Here is a 19,149-nt window from a genome sequence, read left to right as displayed (position 1 = left end):
CGCCCGTCCGCGGCCGTTACGCGCTCAAGCAGCGCGCTTCCCTTTCCGGACATGAGGATCGTTCGGTGTCACCGCTCAGCCTTCCCCTCCTCGATCGCGTCCGTGATCCGGCGGATCTCCGCGCCCTGCCGGAGAGCGACCTGCGCCAGCTCGCGGACGAGTTGCGCGCCGAGACCATCGACGCGGTGTCGGTCACCGGCGGCCATCTCGGGGCCGGCCTGGGGGTGGTCGAACTCACGGTGGCGCTGCACTACGTCTTCACCACCCCCGACGACCGCCTGATCTGGGATGTCGGCCACCAGGCCTATCCGCACAAGATCCTGACCGGCCGGCGCGACCGCATCCGCACCCTGCGCCAGGGCGGCGGGTTGTCCGGCTTCACCAAGCGGGCCGAGAGCCCCTACGATCCGTTCGGGGCGGCCCATTCCTCCACCTCGATCTCGGCCGGGCTCGGCATGGCGATCGCCCGCGATCTGGCCGAGGCGGCGGCGCGCGCCCGCGGCGAGACGCCGGCGCGGCGCAACGTGGTGGCGGTGATCGGCGACGGCTCGATCTCGGCCGGCATGGCCTACGAGGCGATGAACAATGCCGGGGCGCTGCGCTCGCGCCTGATCGTGATCCTCAACGACAACGACATGTCGATCGCCCCCCCGGTCGGGGCGATGTCGGCCTATCTGGCCCGGCTGGTCTCGGGCGACACCTACCGCTCCTTGCGCGACACCGCCAAGCAGTTCGGCCGGCTGCTGCCCAAGGCCCTCTACGACACCGCGGCGCGGGCCGAGGAATACGCCCGCGGCATCCTGGCGGGCGGCGGCACCATGTTCGAGGAGCTCGGCTTCCACTATGTCGGGCCGATCGACGGGCACAATCTCGACCATCTGCTGCCGGTGCTCAAGAACGTGCGCGACGCGCCCGAGGGCCCGGTGCTGGTGCATGTGGTGACCCAGAAGGGCAAGGGCTACGCCCCGGCGGAAGCCGCCGCCGACCGCGGCCACGCGGTGGTGAAGTTCGACGTGCTCTCGGGCCAGCAGGTGAAGGCCAAGCCGAATGCGCCGAGCTACACCCGGGTGTTCGGGGAGAGCCTGGTCAAGGCGGCGGCTGCGGACGAGACGGTGGTGGCGATCACCGCGGCGATGCCGTCGGGCACCGGGGTGGATATTTTCGCCAAGGCGCATCCGGAGCGCACCTTCGATGTGGGGATCGCCGAGCAGCACGCGGTGACGTTTGCGGCCGGTCTGGCGGCGGAGGGGTTCCGGCCGTTCTGCGCGATCTACTCGACCTTCCTGCAGCGGGCCTACGACCAGGTGGTGCACGACGTGGCGATCCAGAACCTGCCGGTGCGGTTTGCGCTCGACCGGGCGGGGCTGGTGGGGGCGGACGGGGCGACGCATGCGGGGGCGTTCGACCTGGCCTATCTGTGCTGCCTGCCGAACCTGACGGTGATGGCGGCGGCGGACGAGGCGGAGCTGGTGCACATGGTGGCGACCGCGCATGCGCATGATGCCGGCCCGATCGCGTTGCGCTATCCGCGCGGCGAAGGCGTGGGGGTGGACCTGCCGGAGCGGGGCGAGGTGCTGGCGATCGGCAAGGGCCGGGTGCTGCGGCGGCCGCCAGGGGCGCGGGTGGCGCTTCTGAGCCTGGGCACGCGGCTGGCGGAGGCGCTGAAGGCGGCGGACCGCCTGGAGGAGAGCGGGATCGGGGTGACGGTGGCGGATGCGCGCTTTGCCAAGCCGCTGGACGAGGCGCTGATCCTGGATCTGGCGGGGAGCCATGAGGTGCTGGTGACGCTGGAGGAGGGCTCGACCGGGGGCTTTGGGGCGATGGTGCTGCATCTGCTCGCGGCGCGGGGGGCGCTGGATGCGGGCACGGTGCGGGTGCGCACCCTGACGCTGCCGGACGTGTACCAGGACCACGACAGCCCCGAGCGCATGTACGCCCAGGCCGGCCTCGACGCGCCTGCCATCGTCCGCACCGTCACCGACCTGCTGCCCGAGCAGCCGCGCGCGGCGAAGCGCCCGGCCCGCGACACCAACGTGGTCAGCGTCTCGCGGCGTCCGCGCTGACGCGGCCGATCAGGTCGCCGGCTTGCGCTTGCGGGCATCCGCCGAGCGGATCGCCTGCCAGGCATTCGGCTGGGAGACGAAGGCCCGGAGGGCGGCGGCGTTCTGCGCCGCCTCCGCGCTGCCGAGGTCGCGGCGCAGGATCTCCTCGGCCTCGGCGGAGCGCCCCGAGAGCCCGAGCACCAGCGCGAGGTTCTGGCGCACCCGTGCATCCGCCCGCGGATCGGCCGCCGCTTGGCGCAGCACCCGCTCGGCGTCGCCGAGGCGCTTGGCGAGCGCAAAGGAGAGGCCGAGATTCGACAGCACGCTCGGCTCGCCCGGGACGATCTTCAGCGCGGCCTCGTAGTACCGCCGGGCCTGATCGTGATCGCCCATCTGGTCGGCGACGGCGCCCTGGGCCGAGAGCACGCGCCAGTCGGGATTGGCCGGGGAATGCGCGTTCTGGAGGACCTCCGCCGCCTCGCCGTAGCGGCCGGCCTCGGCGAGGGTCTTGCCGTAGGCCGCGAGCACGGCCGGGTTCCTGGGGTTGCGCAGGGCCGCCTGCTGCAGGACGGCGGCGGCCTGGGCCGTCTGGTCCGTGGCCCGCAGCGCGTTGGCATACGCGATGGCGCTGCCGACATCCCCCGGATTGCCGTTGTAGCGCGAGGCCAGCCGGTCGAGGTCCCGCCGGGCCGGTGCCGCACCGGTGCCGGCCTCGATCGATCCCGTTGTCGCGGGCGAGCGCGACAGGCACCCCGACACGAGCAGCGCCACCGCACCCGCCGCCAGCAGGCGCTGGAGGCCGGAACGCGACACGACGAAGGCGGGACCCATCGGGATGCTCCTCATCCGGGCGTGATCAGCCGGTGGCCTTCTCGCTGCCGGCCCGCCGGTGATAGGGCGTTAACCCTAACCGCCGGTTAACAAGGAGCCATTGATTTTCGATGCCAAACCAAGGGCTTGGCGAAAAGACGAGAACGAAACATTGGCCCTTTTCACTCCATGCCGGTATTAACTTTTGATAATACGCCACACATCGCCGATGTACGAATTTTGCCCAGATAGATACGCATAGAACCAGGCGTCATATGATATTAAGGATCGCATCGATGAGGCTCCTCAGGCAGGCGAGCACCGCATGCCCGTCGCAGAGCCTCGTTGGCTCACCTTCGGATAGGTTCGAACGCGCGCGCAGGCGTCATGGGTCGCGGCGATGACGGTTCGAGGCGACGGATGCGTGTACCTCGTGGCGGTGGGAACGCACGGCGACATCCTGCCCGTCATCGCTCTCGGGGCCGCACTCACCAAGCGCGGGGTCCCCGTCAGCCTTGCTGCGCCCGCCCCCTTCGGCCCGCTCGCAGCCCGCGCCGGCTTGACCTGTCACCCGCTCGGAACGCACGGCGACTTCGATGATGCCGTCAATGCGGCGTCACTCTGGCATCCGATCCGCGGCGCCCGGTCCTTGTTCGCCGTCGTCGCACGGGCTGCCGAGCCGACCTATCGATGGCTGGAAGAGAATTGCCGGCCCGGCGTGGACGTCGTCGTCGCCTCGACGCTCGCCCTCGGCGCGCGCGTGGCGCAGGATCGGCTCGGCCTCTCGCTCGTCACGCTCCACCTCATGCCGATGCTCATCGAGAGCCGGTTGGCCCCGCCGCGACTCCCGGGGCTGCCGCTGCCCGAGCTGCTGCCCGCGCGCTGGCGCCATTGGCTCGGGCGCGGCGCCGACGACTTCGTGATTGGGCCGGCCGTGCTCCCGCGCCTGAACGCGTTCCGCCAGAGTCTCAGCCTCCCGCCGGTCAAACGGCTGCGGCACTGGTGGCACAGCCCGCAACGAATTCTGCTGGCGACGCCCGGCTGGTACGCCTCGCCTCAGCCCGACTGGCCAGTGCAGCTGGTGCAGGTCGGCTTTCCGTTTGCCGATCTCTATGGCGACACGGACCGCCTCGCGCCCGATCTCACCGCCTTCCTGGAGGCCGGTGCGCCTCCCCTGGTCTTCACTTACGGCTCGGCCATGGGCTTGGCCCACGGGTTTTTCAGGACAGCCGTCGGCATCTGTCGGCAACTGGGAATGCGTGGCATCCTGCTGACGTCCAGGGTCGAGCAGATCCCGTCCGACCTGCCGGACGGGATCTATCACGCGCCATACGCACCTCTGAGCCAGCTGCTGCCCCGTTGCGCGGCACTGGTTCATCACGGTGGCATCGGGACGGTGGCCCAGGCCCTGGCGGCGGGATGCCCACAGCTGATCGTCCCTGTCGCGTTCAACCATGCGGACGAGGCACGGCGGGTCGCCCGTTTGGGCGTTGGCGCCGCGCTGAGTCGCCGCCGTTTCACGCGGAGGCGGGCTGGCCGCGTGCTGGGGCGCCTGCTCACCTCGGAGAGTGTCACGGCGGCCTGTGCTGAAGCCCGAGCAAGAATCGCCCGCGAGAACGGCATCGAGACCGCCTGCGATGCGGTCGAACGCATGCTTGCGTGATACCGCGCCGACCAGTCGGGCGTGCCGATGCCCTGCCGTATCAAGATCCGGGGACCGTCGAAGGAGCGAAGCTGGCGGAGGGTCATCGGCCGGCGAGTTCCTGCGCACCGGCGCTCACCGGAAGCCGCTGCCCGATGGCGCGGCCGACGGCTCGACCATGTGGCCGATCCAGATCTTCCGATCGACCAAGTCCGCGGCGATCTCGACGAAGGCTTGGCCGACGAAGCGCGCTGCCGGCGTCACAGGACGATCCGCCGGATAGGCCAGGACCAGCCTGCGGGCGGGCGTCGGGTCGACGATGGGCGCGACGCACAGCTCGCCCCGCTCGACGGCAGCGTAGATGGGCGCAAGCGGCAGGATCGTCGAACCGAAGCCGGTGCGCACGAGGTCGATCATGGCCCCGAAGGCATCCGCCTCGACGCTCGTCTGCAGAGCCACATCGGCTTGGCGGGCGCATTCCTCGACGAGGATCCGCAACCCGTGGCGAGGGCTCGGCAGAACGAGTTTCTCCGCAGCAAGCGATCTGAAGGGCACCGGCCGGCCGAGGCTCAAGCCATTCCCGGCCGCCCTCACGAGCAGCAGGGTCTCCATCATCACCGGGACGATGCGCAACGACCGGGTGGATTTCGGATCGTAGGATACGGCGAGTTCGAGCTCGTCACGCTGCAGCCAGTCGAGCAGATGCCCGCTGAAGGCCGAAAGGAAGCGCACCTGAAGCTTGGGATGCTCCTGCTGGATCCGGGTGACGAGCGGAACCGTGACGATCTCCGCGACGGTCGGGGTCGTTCCGATGCGGACGAGACCGCGATACGACGAGCGGCCGCCAGACGCGACCGCGCGGATCGCGTCGAGCTCGATCATGACCCGCGTGGCGTGATCCAGGATCTCGCGGCCGATCTCCGTAATCACCATGCCGCGGCCGTGCCGATCGAACAGCACGACGCCGAGTTCCTCCTCCAGCTGCCGCACCTGCCGGCTGAGGGCGGGCTGGGCGACGTGCAGGCGGTCGGCGGCCCTGCTGAGGCTTCCGAGTTCCGCCACGTGGATCAGGGTCTTGAGCTGCGTGAGGTCCATGCGAAGTCCCGACCCCCGGATGCGCCGCTTGGGGCCTTGCCGGCCCGCCAGACAGCCTGCCGCAGCGGCCCTTCGCAAGGCGCTGCCATACAATCCCCTTATAGCTGATAGGCCGAAGCCGCGAGAGCACGTTCGTCCGGAAAGCCTGTACCGTCGAACAAATTGAGAAGAATTGTGGCGCCGACCGAATGCGCCGCTCAAATAACGAGGAAGCGCATCATGGCCGGCACCAGTCATTTCCCTTAAAGGGCGATCGATCCTGCTCCGGCGCGGCCCAGAGGCGCGCCGTAACGAGCCGATGTCTGATCGCGGGCTTTTCCGCACGCAAATCGTCCCGAACAGAAAAGCCTGAGCAGGCGCGAGCGCGCCGGCATGGGACCGGCCGTGCCGTCTCCGCCAGGTCGGAGGGCCGCGGCACGCATCACGACCGAGAGGGAGAAACCATGTCGGAACCGCTTGCGCCTTCATATCCGGGAGGACTTTCATTGCAGGTACGGCGGCGCGGCAGAGAGCGTGTCCGGGCCATGCTCGGAGCCTGCGCGGGCAACCTCGTCGAGTGGTACGATTTCTTCGTCTACGCCTACGCCTCGATCTACTTCGCGGGAGCCTTCTTCCCGAAGGGCGATCAGACCAGCCAGCTTCTCGCCACCGCCGGCGTTTTCGCGGTCGGGTTCTTCATGCGGCCGATCGGCGGCTGGCTGTTCGGCTGGATCGCCGACACCCGCGGCCGCAAGATCGCGATGGTCATCTCCGTGATGATGATGTCGGCCGGCTCGCTCCTCATCGCGATCCTGCCGACCTACCAGGCGATCGGCATCGCCGCCCCGATCCTCCTGGTGATGGCGCGGATGTTCCAGGGCCTCTCCGTCGGGGCGGAATACGGCACCGGTGCCACCTACATCAGCGAGATCGCGACAAAGGGACGGCGCGGCTTCTACGGATCCTTCCAGTATTTCACCATCGTGGCCGGGCAGTTCCTCGCGCTCTCGACCGTGACGGCCCTGCAGCACCTGCTCACCCTCGACGAGCTGCGGGCCTGGGGCTGGCGCATCCCCTTCATCATCGGGGCGCTCAGCGCCGTGGTGGTGTTCTATCTCCGCCGCACCATGACCGAGACTGGCAGCGAGAAGGCCATGCACCGCAAGGAGGCGGGCTCGCTGAAGGGGCTCCTGGCGCACAAGCGGGCCGTGCTGCTCGTCCTCGCCTTCACGGCCGGCGGCTCGCTCTACTTCTACACCTTCACCACCTACATGCAGAAATTCCTGGTGGTGTCGGCGGGCATGAAGCCCGAGACGGTCAGCATCGTGATGACGGTGTCGCTCGTCAGCTTCATGCTGATGCAGCCGGTCTTCGGCCTCCTGTCCGACCGGCTCGGCGTGAAGATCCACATGCTGCTCTTCACCGGGCTCGCCGCGCTGTTCGTCGTCCCGATCCTGACCCTGATCAGAAGCGTCACCGACCCGGTCGCCGCCACGGGGCTGGTGATCGCGGGGCTCGCCATCGCGGCCTTCTACACGCCGGTCTCCGGCCTCGTGAAGGCCGACCTCTACCCGGCGAGCGTGCGGGCGCTCGGCGTCGGCTTCCCCTACGCCATCGCCAACGCGATGTTCGGCGGCACCGCCGAGTACGTGGCGCTGTTCCTGCGCTCCAACGGCGCCGAATCCTGGTTCTACGTCTACGTGGCGGTGCTGGCGGCTTTCGCCTTCGTGGCCTCCGTGGCGATGCCCGAACTCACCCGTCACGGCTACCTCGACGGGTCCGGCACCATCAAGGGCAATACCGGCTTCCGCCGGGATCCGGCCCGCCGCGCCAAAGCGCTCCCCGCCGAAGTGGATACCGGTTCGGCGTAAGGGAGCGCGAAATATCAAAGACTTAGGAGCCGTGCCCGTTTCAACGGAAACGGGCACGGCTCCAGCGGCAAGCTATAACCGGCCGGCATATCTCATCGAGCCAATCGATAATCGTTCCGGCCGGGGCATTCGCCTAACACAACAGGATATCCGGGCGATCAGGAGAGAAACGATCCATGCTTGCACGCAATGAAGAGACAAGTCCTGCGATCGATTGGCAGGCCGATGTCTTCCGGGTGCTGAAGGAGGCAGGTGTCAGGCACGTGGTCTACGTGCCGGATGCAGGTCACGCGACGGCGATCCGGCTGGCGGAAGCCGACGAGACGATCCACTCGGTGGTCCTGACCACCGAGGAAGAAGGGATCGGCTACCTTGCCGGGGCATGGCTCGGCGGCGAGCGCGGCGCGCTCCTGATGCAGTCGAGCGGCGTCGGCAACTGCATCAACACCCTGGCGCTGCAGGTCTGCGCCCGCTTCCCGCTGCTGATGGTGGTCACCATGCGGGGCGACTGGGCGGAGTTCAACGGCTGGCAGAACCCGATGGGCCAGGCGACCGAGCGGGCGCTCAACCTGATGGGCGTGATGACCTGGCGCGCCGACGAGCCCAAGGACGTCGCGCCGCTCCTGCACGGCGCCGCCACCATGGCGTTCAACGGGGACGCGTCCTGCGCCCTCCTCCTTGGCCAGCGACTGATCGGAGAGAAGCAGTGGGTGAAGTGACTTTGAGCGAAAGACTCGATCGCCGGGACGTGGTGGCGCGGCTGCTGGCGGACCGGACGGATCTCCTCGTGGTCACGGGCCTCGGCTCGGCCTCCTACGACGTGATGGCGGCGGGCGACCACGACGGGAACTATTATCTCTGGGCGGCGATGGGCTCGGCCGCGATGGTGGGGCTTGGCCTCACCACCGCGAAGCCCGACCGGCCGGTGCTCGTCGTCACCGGGGACGGCGAGATGCTGATGGGCTTCGGATCGCTCGCCACCATCGCGGTGCGCAAGCCGGCGAACCTGACCATCGCGGTGCTCGACAACGGGCATTTCGGCGAGACCGGGATGCAGCAGAGCCATGCCGGGCGCGGCATCGGCCTCGACCGGGTCGCGGCGGCCTGCGGCTTCCCCTGGACCGCCGAGGTCACCGACATGGCCGGCATCGACGCCCTGCGCACCCGCCTGAGGGCGGATGCGGGCCTCGGCCTTGCCACCGTGAAGATCAAGCCTGAGAACCCGCCCCGCGTGCTGCCTCCGCGCGACGGCTCCTACATCAAGAACCGCTTCCGGGCGCATCTCGGCCACGCGCCGATCTGAGGCAGGAGACTTAAACCATGGCGGAGCTCGCGCGCTTCCACAACGTCGTCGACGGCCGGTCCTGCGCGAGCACGACCGGGCGCTGGCTCTCCTCCACCAATCCCTACACGGGCGAGGACTGGGCCGAGGTGCCGGCTTGCGGCCCGGACGATGCCGAGGCCGCCATCGCGGCGGCCCACCGGGCCTTCACGCAAGGGCCCTGGGCGAGCATGACGCCGACCGCGCGGGGCAAGCTCCTGCGCCGCCTCGGCGACCTGATCGCCCGGGACGCCGAGCGCCTCGCCGCGATCGAGGTGCGCGACAACGGCAAGCTCTTCGCCGAGATGGCCGGGCAGCTGCGCTACATCCCCGAATGGTTCTGGTACTTCGGCGGGCTTGCCGACAAGATCGAGGGCGGGGTCGTCCCCTGCGACAAGCCCGACCTCTTCACCTATACCAAGCGCGAGCCGCTCGGGGTGGTGGTGGCGATCACCCCGTGGAACTCGCCCCTGATGCTGCTGACCTGGAAGCTCGCGCCCGCGCTCGCGGCCGGCAACACCGTGGTCGTCAAGCCCTCCGAGTTCACCTCCTGCTCCACACTGGCGCTGATGGAGCTGGTGCGCGAGGCCGGCTTCCCGGACGGGGTGATCAACACGGTGACGGGCTACGGGGCCGAGGTCGGCCCGACCCTCGTCGGCCATCCGCTCGTCGCCAAGGTCGCCTTCACGGGCGGCGACGCCACCGGGGCCGCCGTCTATGCGGGCGCCGCGAAGGGCATCAAGCACGTCACGCTGGAACTCGGCGGCAAGTCGCCCAACATCGTCTTCGCCGATGCCAAGCTCGACGACGCGGTCAAGGGCGCGATCTCAGGCATCTTCGCGGCCTCCGGCCAGACCTGCATCGCCGGCTCGCGCCTGCTGGTGCAGCGCTCGGTCTGCGAGGAAGTCTCCAGGCGGGTCGTCGCCTTCGCGGCGAAGGCCCGGCTCGGCGATCCGATGGAGCGCACCACCCAGGTCGGCCCGATCACCACCGAGCCGCAGCGCCGGAAGGTGCTCGACTATATCGACATCGCCCGGCAGGAAGGGGCCCGCTGCCTGCTCGGCGGCGGCACGCCGAGCGCCCCCGAACTGGCGCGCGGCTGGTTCGTCGAACCGACCATCTTCGGCGAGGTGACCAACGCCATGCGCATCGCCTGCGAGGAGGTGTTCGGCCCCGTGCTGTCGATCATCCCCTTCGACGATGACGAGGAGGCGGTGACGATCGCCAACGACAGCCCCTACGGGCTCGCGGCGGGCGTCTGGACCACCGACATGCGCCGGGCGATCCGGATGTCGGACCGGCTTCGCGCCGGCACCGTGTGGGTGAACACCTACCGGGCGGTGAGCGTGCTGATGCCCTTCGGCGGCTACAAGCGCAGCGGCATCGGCCGGGAGAACGGGCTTTCGGCCATCGACGAGTACCTCCAGACCAAGAGCGTCTGGATCAACCTCGCCGAGGAGACGCCCGACCCCTTCGTCATGCGCTGACGCGCACCTTTCCGTCGCCGCGGGCGACGCTACTCGAGACCAACCAGAGCCCGAAACGACAGGGAAACGGCCATGCAGACGATCGACCACGGCCAGCATCAGGACATCCGCGACGCGGTGCGGGCGCTCTGTGCGGAGTTTCCGCCGGAATACCACCGCCGGATCGACGAGGCCCGCGGCTACCCGGAGGCGTTCGTCGACGCGCTGACCAAGGCCGGCTGGATGGCCGCGCTCATCCCCGAGGAATACGGCGGGTCGGGGCTCGGGCTGACCGAGGCCTCGGTGATCATGGAGGAGATCAACCGCTCGGGCGGCAATTCCGGCGCCTGCCACGGGCAGATGTACAACATGAACACGCTGGTCCGGCACGGCTCGGAGGAGCAGCGCCAAAAATACCTGCCGCGGATCGCCGCCGGCGAGCTGCGCCTGCAATCGATGGGCGTGACCGAGCCGACCGCCGGCACCGACACCACCCGGATCAAGACCACCGCATTGCGCAAGGGCGACCGCTACGTCATCAACGGCCAGAAGGTCTGGATCTCGCGCATCCAGCACTCCGACCTGATGATCCTGCTCGCCCGCACCACGCCGCTCGACCAGGTCAGGAAGAAATCCGAGGGCATGTCGATCTTCCTCGTCGACCTGCACGAGGCGCAGAAGAAGGGCATGACGGTCCGCCCGATCCTCAACATGGTCAACCACGAGACCAACGAGCTGTTCTTCGACGACCTGGAGATCCCGGCCGAGAACCTGATCGGCGAGGAGGGCCAGGGCTTCAAGTACATCCTCACCGGGCTTAACGCCGAGCGCACGCTGATCGCGGCCGAGTGCATCGGCGACGGCTACTGGTTCATCGACAAGGTCTCGGCCTACGCCAAGGAGCGCAAAGTCTTCGGCCGGCCGATCGGCCAGAACCAGGGCGTGCAGTTCCCGATCGCCGAGAGCTTCATCGAGGTCGAGGCGGCCAACCTGATGCGCTACGAGGCCTGCCGTCTCTACGACGCGCACCAGCCCTGCGGCGCCCAGGCCAACATGGCCAAGTATCTCGCCGCCAAGGCGTCGTGGGAGGCGGCGAACGCCTGCATCCAGTTCCACGGCGGCTTCGGCTTCGCCTGCGAGTACGACGTCGAGCGCAAGTTCCGCGAGACGCGTCTCTACCAGGTCGCGCCGATCTCCACGAACCTGATCCTGTCCTACGTCGCCGAGCACATCCTCGGCCTGCCGAGGTCGTTCTGATGGGTACCGGGCTTCCCCTCGAAGGGCTCGTCGTCGTCGCCATCGAGCAGGCGGTCGCGGCGCCGTTCTGCACCGCCCGCCTCGCCGATGCCGGCGCCCGGGTGATCAAGATCGAGCGGCCGGAGGGCGATTTCGCCCGCGGCTACGACGACGTCGTGGCCGGCCAGCAGAGCAGCTACTTCGTCTGGCTCAACCGCGGCAAGGAGAGCCTGGTCCTCGACCTCGCGAGCGAGACCGGCAAGCAGAGCTTGCGCGACCTGCTCGGCACGGCGGACGTGCTGGTCCAGAATCTGAAGCCGGGCGCGCTCGACCGACTCGGCTTCGGGATCGAGTCCTTGCGCCGCGAGCATCCCCGCCTGATCGCCTGCTCGATCAACGGCTACGGCGAGTCCGGCCCCCTGGCCGAGCGCAAGGCCTACGACCTGCTGATTCAGGCCGAGTCGGGCCTGTCCTCGATCACCGGCGGGCCGGAGGAGCCGGCGCGGGTCGGCATCTCGCTCGTCGACATCGCCACCGGGGCGACCGCCCATGCGGCGATCCTGGAGGCGCTGATCGGGCGGTCGATCAGCGGCCGGGGCGCGGCGATCAGCATCTCGATGTTCGACGTGATGGCGGACTGGCTGACGGTGCCGCTCCTCCATCACGAGGGCGGCCGTTCGCCGAAGCGCATCGGCCTCGCCCATCCCTCCATCGCGCCCTACGGGGTGTTTCGGACCCGCGAGGGCAAGCCGATCCTGATCTCGATCCAGAGCGATCGGGAATGGGCCAAGTTCGCCGCCGAGTTCCTGCGCGATCCGACGCTCGCGCGCGATCCGCGCTTCGCGACGAACGTCGCCCGGGTGGCGAATCGGGCTGAGACAGACGGGCTGGTGGCGGCGGCCTTCGCGGCGCTCGACGCAAGTGGGGCCGAGGAGCGCCTGTTGCGGGCCGACGTGGCCTTCGCCTCGGTCAACGACATGGCCGGCCTCTCGGGCCATCCGCACCTGCGGCGCATCACGGTCGAGACCCCGGCGGGCCCGGTCTCCTACCCGGCCCCGGCGCCGATCGTCGACGGGCCGCCCCGCACCTATGGTCCCGTCCCGGCGCTCGGCGGCAGCCGGGCGGCCGCCGCTGCGGCCCCGCAGGAGGATGCGTGATGGCCCGGCCCGAATCCCTCGATCTCGCGCATCTGCGCTCCTGGATCGGGCGCGAGGAAACGGCGGAGGACGTGGTCACACCGATCCTGGCCGAACGGTTCCACGGCACGCTCGATCTCGCCGGCCCCGCGCCCCGGGCGCGCGAGGCGGTGCCCCGGCTGATCCATTACGGCCTGACGCAAGCTGCGGTGCCGACCGCGGGGCTGGGGCCGGACGGCCACCCGGCCCGGGGCGGCTTCCTGCCGCCAGTGCCCCTGCCCCGGCGCATGTTTGCCGGCAGCACCCTCGCCTTCCAGGGCGACCTGCGCGTCGGGGATGCCGTGCGGCGCGTCTCGCGCATCGCCGACGTGACGCTCAAGGAGGGCCGCACCGGGCCGCTTCTCTTCGTTGCAGTCGAGAATCGGATCGAGGGCAACGGGGAGACGGTGCTGGAGGAGCAGCAGGACATCGTCTATCGCGGCCTCGACGCGGGCGGTGCCGCCAAGGCTCCCTTCCCTGCGCCGCAGGGCCGGTGGAGCGAGACCCTGAGTGCGTCCGAGCCGCTGCTGTTCCGCTACTCGGCCCTCACCTTCAACAGCCACCGCATCCACTACGATCGCCGCTACGCCATGGAGGTGGAGGGGTATCGCGGGCTCGTCGTGCACGGGCCGCTCCAGGCGACGCTGCTTCTCGGCTTCGCCGCCCGGCTGCGCAGCGCCCCGCCGTCCCGGTTCTCGTTCCGCAGCCTGTCCACCCTGTTCAACGGCGAGCCGATCGTCCTGCACGCCGAGGAGGACGGCGACGGGCTGAAGCTGTGGACCGCCCATGAAGGCGGCCCCGTCGCGATGGCCGCGCAGGCGGCGTGGACGTGAGGGAGCCTGCCGGAGCCGGTCCGGCAGCGATGTCTTTTCCACTCGATGCGCCCCCTGACGCTACGTCCGGGTTGCTGCGATGATCGACAGCGATCACCGGAAGAATGAAGCCCGCCATGACCTTCGCCAGCTCCGTTCCGCTGCTGTTCCTGCCGGGGCTTCTCAACGATGCGGTTCTCTGGCGCGCCCAGATCACGGCGCTGGCGGACCTCGCCGCCGCCGCGGTGGCCGACCTGACCCTGGACAATACCATCGCGGATATGGCGCGGCGGACCTTGGCGGCGGCGCCGCCGCATTTCGCCCTGGTGGCCTTGTCCATGGGCGGCTACGTGGCCTTCGAGATCCTGCGCCAGGCGCCCGAGCGGGTCGCGCGGGTGGCGCTCCTCGACACCTGCGCGGCGCCCGACAGCCCCGAGCGGGCGGCCGAGCGCCGCAAGGGGATGGCTTCGCTCAGGGTCGGGCGCTTCGCGGGCGTCACGAACCGGCTGCTGCCGCAGCTCGTCCACGCCTCCCACGTGCAGGGGCCGGTCGGCACCGCCGTGAAGGCGATGGCGGAGCGGGTGGGAGGCGAGGCGTTCCTGCGCCAGCAGCAGGCGATCCTCGACCGCCCCGACAGCCGGCCGACCCTGTCGCGGATCACGGTTCCGACCCTGGTGGCGGTGGGCGAGAACGACGTGCTGACGCCGGTCGACGATGCCCGCGAGATCCATGCGGGCATCGCCGGCTCGCGCCTGCACGTGTTCAGCGCCTGCGGTCACCTGCCCCCGCTCGAACGGCCCGACGAGACGAGCGCCCTGCTGCGGGAGTGGTTCGAGGCGAGCTAGAGTATTGTCCGACAACAAGAGGATCACGCGATGGCCGATACCCCCCACCCGCTCGCTCCGCTGGTCGATCCCGCGGTGCTGGCGATGTTCCGCGGTGTCGCGACCGCCACGATCAGCGACAATCTCGACCGTTTGCCGGGCCTGGTCGGCCTGCGCGCCTTTCACCGCTCGGGCGCGCTCCTCGGCAGCGCTCTGACGGTCCGCGTCCGGGCCGGCGACAACCTCGCCATCCATCAGGCGCTCAACCTCGCCCGTCCCAGCGAAGTGATCGTGGTCGATGGCGGCGGCGACACCAGCCGCGCCCTGGTGGGCGACATCATGAAGGCCATCGCGGAGAGAAGCGGCGTGGCGGGCTTCGTCATCGACGGCGCCATCCGCGACTCCGCGGCCTTCGCGGCCTCGGACTTTCCCTGCTACGCGCGGGCCGCGATCCATCGCGGCCCCTACAAGACGGGGCCGGGCGCGATCAACGTGCCGGTCTGCATCGGCGGGTGGATTGTCCATCCCGGCGATATCGTCGTCGGGGACGACGATGGCGTCGTGACCTTCTCTCCCGAGATCGCGCCCCGGCTGATCGATGCCGTCCGGGCTCAGGAGGCCCGCGAGGCGGAGGTCATGCGGATGATCCGGGAAGGCCGATACGACGGCCGCTACGGCAAGACGTCCAAATAATCGATTTCGCTGCCTGAGACCGGCACGTGAAGACGCTTGAACTCTCTGCCACTCGGCGAAAAGGAGCGACGATGCGCATTTTCGGCATGATTCTCGCAATGGCCCTCGCGATGCCCGTCGCGGCAGCCCCCACGGGAGCCGGCGAGCTGACCGGCACCCTGAAGAAGATCAAGGATTCCAACCGGATCGTGCTCGGCGTCCGGGACGGCGGCCCTCCCTTCAGCTACATCGACAATGATCAGAAATACGTCGGCTACACGATCGACATCTGTGACAAGATCATCGATGCCATCAAGAAGGAGATCAATGCTCCGACCCTTCAGGTCGAGATGAACCCGGTGACGTCGTCGACGCGCATTCCGCTGATGACGAACGGGACCATCGATCTCGAATGCGGCTCGACGACGAACAATCCGGAGCGGCAGAAGCAGGTGACGTTCACCAACGCGCATTTCGTCACGACCAGCCGGTTCGCGTCGAAGAAAGCTCAGAACATCAACAAGATCGATGACCTGAAGGGCAAGACGGTCGTCTCGGTGGCGGGATCGACGAATCTCGTCCAGATCAACAAGGTGAACAGCGAGCGCAAGCTCGGCCTGACGATCCAGGCGGCGAAGGACACCGTCGAGGCCTTCCTGCTGCTGGAGACCGACCGGGCGGCCGCGTTCGTGATGGACGACGTGCAGCTCAGCATCCTGATCGCCCTGTCGAAGGACCCCGCCGCCTACACGATCAGCGAGGATGCCTTCGCGCTGCCGGAGCCGTACGGGATCATGCTGCGGCGCAACGACGAGCCGTTCAAGGCCGTCGTGGACCGCGCCACGGCCGATCTTTACCGCAGTCCCGAGATCGCCGCGATTTACAAGAAATGGTTCGAATCGCCGGTCCCGCCCAAGGGCATCAACTATCGCTTCCCGATGCCGGCGGAGCTCCGGCGGGCCTTCGAGCATCCGACCGACAGCCCCGATCCGGCAAGCTACAAGAGCTGAGCGCGCGCCTGGCAAGCAGGCATGACGCGGGGCTACTGCCCCGCGTCATGCCTGAATAGAAACTCATACGGTTTCCGATTGATCCGTTCCGAGACGAGAGGGCGCGGGAAGCGCGGGATCCCCTCTCCCGTGCGGGAGAGGGGTAGGGGTGAGGGCCCAGATGGTTCAGCAAGAAGACTGAGCCGTGCCGCTGTCAGCGCGACGCTCAGTGCTTTGTTCTGAAGCGTAGCACCCTCACCCCCTGCCCCTCTCCCACTCGGGAGAGGGGCTCCCCGCGCGTCCTCGTCTCGGAGCAGATCAACCGGAAGCCATATGATATCTGATCATCAGCCTTCGCGATCGAGCTGCCGCCACCCCTTCGAGCCCCGGAACGCCCCGTGACCGTCCTTCTGCCCGCCGCCGACGCCGCCTCCGCCTGCCCGATCTGGTGCGTTGCGGCCGAGGATTGGCCCGCCCTCGCCGAGACCCTGCCCGCCCCGGCCGCCGCCTTCGCGCGGGCGACGGGGTTCGCGGGCAAGCCCGGCACGCATGGCCTGCTGCCCGACGCGGCGGGCGGTCTCGCGGGGGTGGTGTTCGGCATCGATCCGCAGGGCGATCCCTTCGCGGTGGGCAAGCTCGCCGACGTCCTGCCCGAGGGCCTCTACCGCTTCGCCGCCCCGCCGCCGGATCCCGCCCTGGCGGCCCTCGCTTGGCGGCTGTCCGCCTACCGCTTCACCCGCTACCGCGACCGCCCGGCGCCCTCCGCCCGGCTGGTCGTGCCGGACGGCGTCGATCCGGCCGAGATCGGCCGCATCGGCGATGCGGTGACGGCCGGGCGCCACCTCGTCAACACGCCGGCCAACGATCTCGGCCCGGCCGAGATCGAGACCGCGGTGCGGACGCTGGCCGAGCGCTGCGGGGCCGCCTGCGCGGTCGTCTCGGGCGAGGCGCTGGAGCGCGACTTCCCGATGATCGCCGCGGTTGGCCGGGCTTCGGACCGGGCGCCGCGCCTCATCGACCTGACCTGGGGCGACACCGCCGCCCCCAGGGTGACGCTCGTCGGCAAGGGGGTCGCCTTCGACACCGGCGGCCTCGACATCAAGCCCTCCGCCGCGATGCTCCTGATGAAGAAGGACATGGCGGGCGCCGCCGCGGCGCTCGCCGCCGCCGAGATGGTGATGGGAGCGGGCTTGGCGGTACGCCTGCGGGTCCTCGTGCCCGCGGTCGAGAACGCGATCTCGGGCAGCGCCTTCCGGCCCGGCGACGTGCTGCGGAGCCGGCGGGGCCTGACGGTCGAGATCGGCAACACCGATGCGGAGGGGCGCCTCATCCTGGCCGATGCGCTCGCGCTCGCCGACGAGGAGAGCCCGGACCTGCTCATCGATTTCGCGACGCTGACGGGCGCCGCCCGGGTGGCGCTCGGCCCGGACCTTCCGGCCCTGTTCACGGAGGACGACGCCCTCGCCGCCGCGATGGCGGAGGCGGGCCGCGCCGTGAACGATCCGGTCTGGCGCATGCCCCTGTGGGCGCCCTATGCGAGCCTCCTCGACTCGAAGGTCGCCGACCTCAACCACGTCTCGAGCGGCCCCTTCGCGGGGGCGGTCTCGGCCGCCCTGTTCCTGCGCCGCTTCGCGCCGGCGGCGAAGGCCCATGCCCATCTCGACCTCTACGGCTGGAACCCGAGCACCAAGCCCGGACGGCCGGAGGGCGGCGAGGTGCAGACCGCGCGGCTCGTCTACGAATTGCTGAAGCGGCGCTACATCTGATCCAAAATCCGATGGCTTGCTTTGCCAAGCGGATGTCGGCTTTGCTTAAGGGGGCGCAGAGCTCTGCTCCGCCCCTTCCCGCCCCTTTCCCGGACGACTGCAGCGCCAGCGGAAGGAGATCCGGGAACCAGCACAAGGACGTGCCGCGAAGCGGCTCCGATTGCTGAACCGTCTCCACCCTCACGCGCGATCTTCGATCGCCTACCCCTCTCCCATCCGGGAGAGGGGATCCCGCGCGCCGTCAGCGGCGCAGGATCTTGGTGACGATCCGGCCGACGAGCGTGCTCGAATCCTGGTTGCGGTAGTCGTGACGGTCGCCGGGGCGGGCGTTTGGGTCGTCGTTGCCCAGGATCTTGGTCACGATGCGGCCGATCAAGCTCATGGGGATCCCCTTCGGCTGGCGGGCGCCGGGCGCCCTGTCTGTCGTCTCAACGAGGGACAGGCTCAGCCGTTCCGCCCCCTACGGCGTCAGACCCATTGCGCCATCGCCTCGAAGACCAGGGCGTGGCGCGCGGCCAACGCGTCGATATCCGCCGCGTAGCCGCCGCCGATCACCGCGGCGAGCGGGATGCCGCGGCGGCGCGTCTCGCCGATCACGTGGCGGTCGCGGGCGGCGAGGCCCGCATCGGTGAGCGCGAGGCGCCCGAGGCGGTCGTCGCGGTGCGGGTCGACGCCGGCATTGTAGAAGACGAGATCGGGCGCGAGCGCGTCGAGGAGGCGCGGCACGTGCTGATGCAGCACCGCCAGATAGCCGTCGTCGTCGAGCCCGTCCGGCAGGCCGATATCGAGGTCGCCCGGCACCTTGTCGGCCGGATAGTTCTTCTCGCCGTGCATCGAGAAGGTGAAGAGGTCGGGCTCGGCCGCGAGGCAATCCGCGGTGCCGTCGCCCTGGTGCACGTCGAGATCGATGATCAGCGCGCGGCGGATCGTGCCCTCCCGGTGGAGCGCCAGCGCCGCCACCGCCACGTCGTTGAAGACGCAGAATCCTCCGCCCCGGGCCCGCCGCCCGTGATGGCTGCCCCCGGCGGTGCTGCCCGCGAGCCCGCCCGCCAGCGCGAGGCGGGCGGCGAGCAGCGTGCCGCCCGCCGAGGCGAGGGCGCGCCGTGCCACGCCCGCATCGACGGGCAGGCCGATCGCCGTCTCGATCGCGCGCGGAACGGTGCCGGTCAGCACCTGCTCGACATAAAAAGGGTCATGGGCGAGCGCCACGGTGCCGGCACCGGCCGGCTCCGGCCGCGCGAAGCCGTTCGGCACCAGCCCGCGCTCGACCAGGATCTCGGCGAGCCGCCCGTATTTGCGCATCGGGAAGCGATGGCCGTCCGGCAGTCCGGCCTCATAGGCCGGATGGAACACGACCGGCAGCATGGGATCTCCTCCGGACCGATATGGGCACGCGCTCCACACCCGAAGCGCGACCGCACGCCGCAAGGCCCCCATTCCGGGGTTGAG

The 19,149-nt window shown here is 69.5% G+C and carries 17 protein-coding genes; 13 read left to right on the top strand and 4 right to left on the bottom strand.

The window, feature by feature from the left end; all coding sequences use genetic code 11:
• Nucleotides 1-65 precede the first annotated feature (65 nt).
• Entirely contained in the window at nt 66-2,063 is a 1,998-nt protein-coding gene (gene dxs, locus MNOD_RS32125; protein ID WP_015933123.1) for a 1-deoxy-D-xylulose-5-phosphate synthase, read from the top strand.
• Nucleotides 2,064-2,072: 9 nt separating this feature from the next.
• On the opposite strand, the gene MNOD_RS32120 is transcribed toward dxs, so the two are convergent.
• Complete coding sequence (locus tag MNOD_RS32120) at nt 2,073-2,873, bottom strand: tetratricopeptide repeat protein (protein WP_015933122.1); 801 nt, start codon at nt 2,871-2,873, stop codon at nt 2,073-2,075.
• 379 nt (nt 2,874-3,252) lie between these two features.
• Here MNOD_RS32120 and MNOD_RS32115 point away from each other — a divergent pair, with 379 nt between their 5' ends.
• Nucleotides 3,253-4,515 (top strand): glycosyltransferase, encoded by a 1,263-nt coding sequence (locus MNOD_RS32115; RefSeq protein ID WP_043749813.1) that lies wholly within the window; start codon nt 3,253-3,255, stop codon nt 4,513-4,515.
• 114 nt (nt 4,516-4,629) lie between these two features.
• On the opposite strand, the gene MNOD_RS32110 is transcribed toward MNOD_RS32115, so the two are convergent.
• Nucleotides 4,630-5,589, bottom strand: coding sequence for a LysR family transcriptional regulator (locus MNOD_RS32110; RefSeq protein WP_015933120.1), 960 nt, complete (start codon nt 5,587-5,589; stop codon nt 4,630-4,632).
• A 524-nt stretch (nt 5,590-6,113) separates the two neighbouring features.
• Between MNOD_RS32110 and MNOD_RS32105 the strand changes: the two genes are divergently transcribed.
• The 11 genes from MNOD_RS32105 (at nt 6,114) to MNOD_RS32055 (ending at nt 17,700) form a co-directional block, all read left to right on the top strand.
• Nucleotides 6,114-7,439 carry an MFS family transporter gene (locus tag MNOD_RS32105; protein WP_050783446.1) on the top strand — a complete coding sequence of 442 codons (1,326 nt, stop codon included), beginning with the start codon at nt 6,114-6,116 and terminating at the stop codon, nt 7,437-7,439.
• Between the two features lie 176 nt (nt 7,440-7,615).
• Nucleotides 7,616-8,158: a thiamine pyrophosphate-binding protein gene (locus MNOD_RS32100; RefSeq protein WP_015933118.1), complete on the top strand. Its 543-nt coding sequence runs from the start codon at nt 7,616-7,618 to the stop codon at nt 8,156-8,158.
• Nucleotides 8,146-8,742: a thiamine pyrophosphate-dependent enzyme gene (locus MNOD_RS32095; protein ID WP_015933117.1), complete on the top strand. Its 597-nt coding sequence runs from the start codon at nt 8,146-8,148 to the stop codon at nt 8,740-8,742. Before MNOD_RS32100 ends, MNOD_RS32095 begins: the two co-directional genes overlap by 13 nt.
• A gap of 17 nt (nt 8,743-8,759) precedes the next feature.
• The gene (locus tag MNOD_RS32090; RefSeq protein WP_015933116.1) at nt 8,760-10,247 is read left to right on the top strand and encodes an aldehyde dehydrogenase; all 1,488 of its coding nucleotides are present in this window, start codon (nt 8,760-8,762) and stop codon (nt 10,245-10,247) included.
• A 72-nt stretch (nt 10,248-10,319) separates the two neighbouring features.
• Complete coding sequence (locus MNOD_RS32085; protein WP_015933115.1) at nt 10,320-11,483, top strand: acyl-CoA dehydrogenase family protein; 1,164 nt, start codon at nt 10,320-10,322, stop codon at nt 11,481-11,483.
• The gene (locus tag MNOD_RS32080; RefSeq protein WP_015933114.1) at nt 11,483-12,619 is read left to right on the top strand and encodes a CaiB/BaiF CoA transferase family protein; all 1,137 of its coding nucleotides are present in this window, start codon (nt 11,483-11,485) and stop codon (nt 12,617-12,619) included. The genes MNOD_RS32085 and MNOD_RS32080 overlap by 1 nt, the downstream gene beginning before the upstream one ends.
• Nucleotides 12,619-13,470, top strand: a complete 852-nt coding sequence (locus tag MNOD_RS32075) for an HTD2 family dehydratase (RefSeq protein WP_015933113.1) — start codon at nt 12,619-12,621, stop codon at nt 13,468-13,470. The genes MNOD_RS32080 and MNOD_RS32075 overlap by 1 nt, the downstream gene beginning before the upstream one ends.
• A gap of 116 nt (nt 13,471-13,586) precedes the next feature.
• Nucleotides 13,587-14,294: an alpha/beta fold hydrolase gene (locus MNOD_RS32070; protein ID WP_015933112.1), complete on the top strand. Its 708-nt coding sequence runs from the start codon at nt 13,587-13,589 to the stop codon at nt 14,292-14,294.
• Between the two features lie 30 nt (nt 14,295-14,324).
• Nucleotides 14,325-14,966, top strand: coding sequence for an RraA family protein (locus tag MNOD_RS32065; RefSeq protein ID WP_015933111.1), 642 nt, complete (start codon nt 14,325-14,327; stop codon nt 14,964-14,966).
• A gap of 71 nt (nt 14,967-15,037) precedes the next feature.
• Nucleotides 15,038-15,955 (top strand): amino acid ABC transporter substrate-binding protein, encoded by a 918-nt coding sequence (locus tag MNOD_RS32060; protein WP_015933110.1) that lies wholly within the window; start codon nt 15,038-15,040, stop codon nt 15,953-15,955.
• Between the two features lie 377 nt (nt 15,956-16,332).
• Nucleotides 16,333-17,700 carry a leucyl aminopeptidase family protein gene (locus MNOD_RS32055; RefSeq protein WP_015933109.1) on the top strand — a complete coding sequence of 456 codons (1,368 nt, stop codon included), beginning with the start codon at nt 16,333-16,335 and terminating at the stop codon, nt 17,698-17,700.
• A 241-nt stretch (nt 17,701-17,941) separates the two neighbouring features.
• On the opposite strand, the gene MNOD_RS32050 is transcribed toward MNOD_RS32055, so the two are convergent.
• Both MNOD_RS32050 and MNOD_RS32045 read right to left on the bottom strand, forming a co-directional pair.
• A complete protein-coding gene (locus MNOD_RS32050; RefSeq protein ID WP_015933108.1) occupies nt 17,942-18,082 on the bottom strand; it encodes a hypothetical protein in 141 nt (46 codons plus the stop codon).
• Nucleotides 18,083-18,168: 86 nt separating this feature from the next.
• On the bottom strand, nt 18,169-19,065 hold the full coding sequence (locus MNOD_RS32045; RefSeq protein WP_015933107.1) for a histone deacetylase family protein: 897 nt from the start codon (nt 19,063-19,065) through the stop codon (nt 18,169-18,171).
• Nucleotides 19,066-19,149: the final 84 nt, after the last annotated feature.

Origin of the sequence: Methylobacterium nodulans ORS 2060, from assembly GCF_000022085.1 — a bacterium.
GTDB classification, from domain to species: Bacteria; Pseudomonadota; Alphaproteobacteria; order Rhizobiales; family Beijerinckiaceae; genus Methylobacterium; species Methylobacterium nodulans.
Note: the sequence above shows the minus strand (reverse complement) of the source record. Positions and strands in the feature narration are given on the sequence as shown.

Bases quoted from the DNA above. Each gene is read 5' to 3' on its own strand.
- MNOD_RS32120 (WP_015933122.1), bottom strand. From the start codon at position 2,873: ATGGGTCCCGCCTTCGTCGTGTCGCGTTCCGGCCTCCAGCGCCTGCTG.
- MNOD_RS32115 (WP_043749813.1), top strand. From the start codon at position 3,253: ATGACGGTTCGAGGCGACGGATGCGTGTACCTCGTGGCGGTGGGAACG.
- MNOD_RS32110 (WP_015933120.1), bottom strand. From the start codon at position 5,589: ATGGACCTCACGCAGCTCAAGACCCTGATCCACGTGGCGGAACTCGGA.
- MNOD_RS32105 (WP_050783446.1), top strand. From the start codon at position 6,114: ATGCTCGGAGCCTGCGCGGGCAACCTCGTCGAGTGGTACGATTTCTTC.
- MNOD_RS32100 (WP_015933118.1), top strand. From the start codon at position 7,616: ATGCTTGCACGCAATGAAGAGACAAGTCCTGCGATCGATTGGCAGGCC.
- MNOD_RS32090 (WP_015933116.1), top strand. From the start codon at position 8,760: ATGGCGGAGCTCGCGCGCTTCCACAACGTCGTCGACGGCCGGTCCTGC.
- MNOD_RS32085 (WP_015933115.1), top strand. From the start codon at position 10,320: ATGCAGACGATCGACCACGGCCAGCATCAGGACATCCGCGACGCGGTG.
- MNOD_RS32080 (WP_015933114.1), top strand. From the start codon at position 11,483: ATGGGTACCGGGCTTCCCCTCGAAGGGCTCGTCGTCGTCGCCATCGAG.
- MNOD_RS32075 (WP_015933113.1), top strand. From the start codon at position 12,619: ATGGCCCGGCCCGAATCCCTCGATCTCGCGCATCTGCGCTCCTGGATC.
- MNOD_RS32070 (WP_015933112.1), top strand. From the start codon at position 13,587: ATGACCTTCGCCAGCTCCGTTCCGCTGCTGTTCCTGCCGGGGCTTCTC.
- MNOD_RS32065 (WP_015933111.1), top strand. From the start codon at position 14,325: ATGGCCGATACCCCCCACCCGCTCGCTCCGCTGGTCGATCCCGCGGTG.
- MNOD_RS32060 (WP_015933110.1), top strand. From the start codon at position 15,038: ATGCGCATTTTCGGCATGATTCTCGCAATGGCCCTCGCGATGCCCGTC.
- MNOD_RS32050 (WP_015933108.1), bottom strand. From the start codon at position 18,082: ATGAGCTTGATCGGCCGCATCGTGACCAAGATCCTGGGCAACGACGAC.
- MNOD_RS32045 (WP_015933107.1), bottom strand. From the start codon at position 19,065: ATGCTGCCGGTCGTGTTCCATCCGGCCTATGAGGCCGGACTGCCGGAC.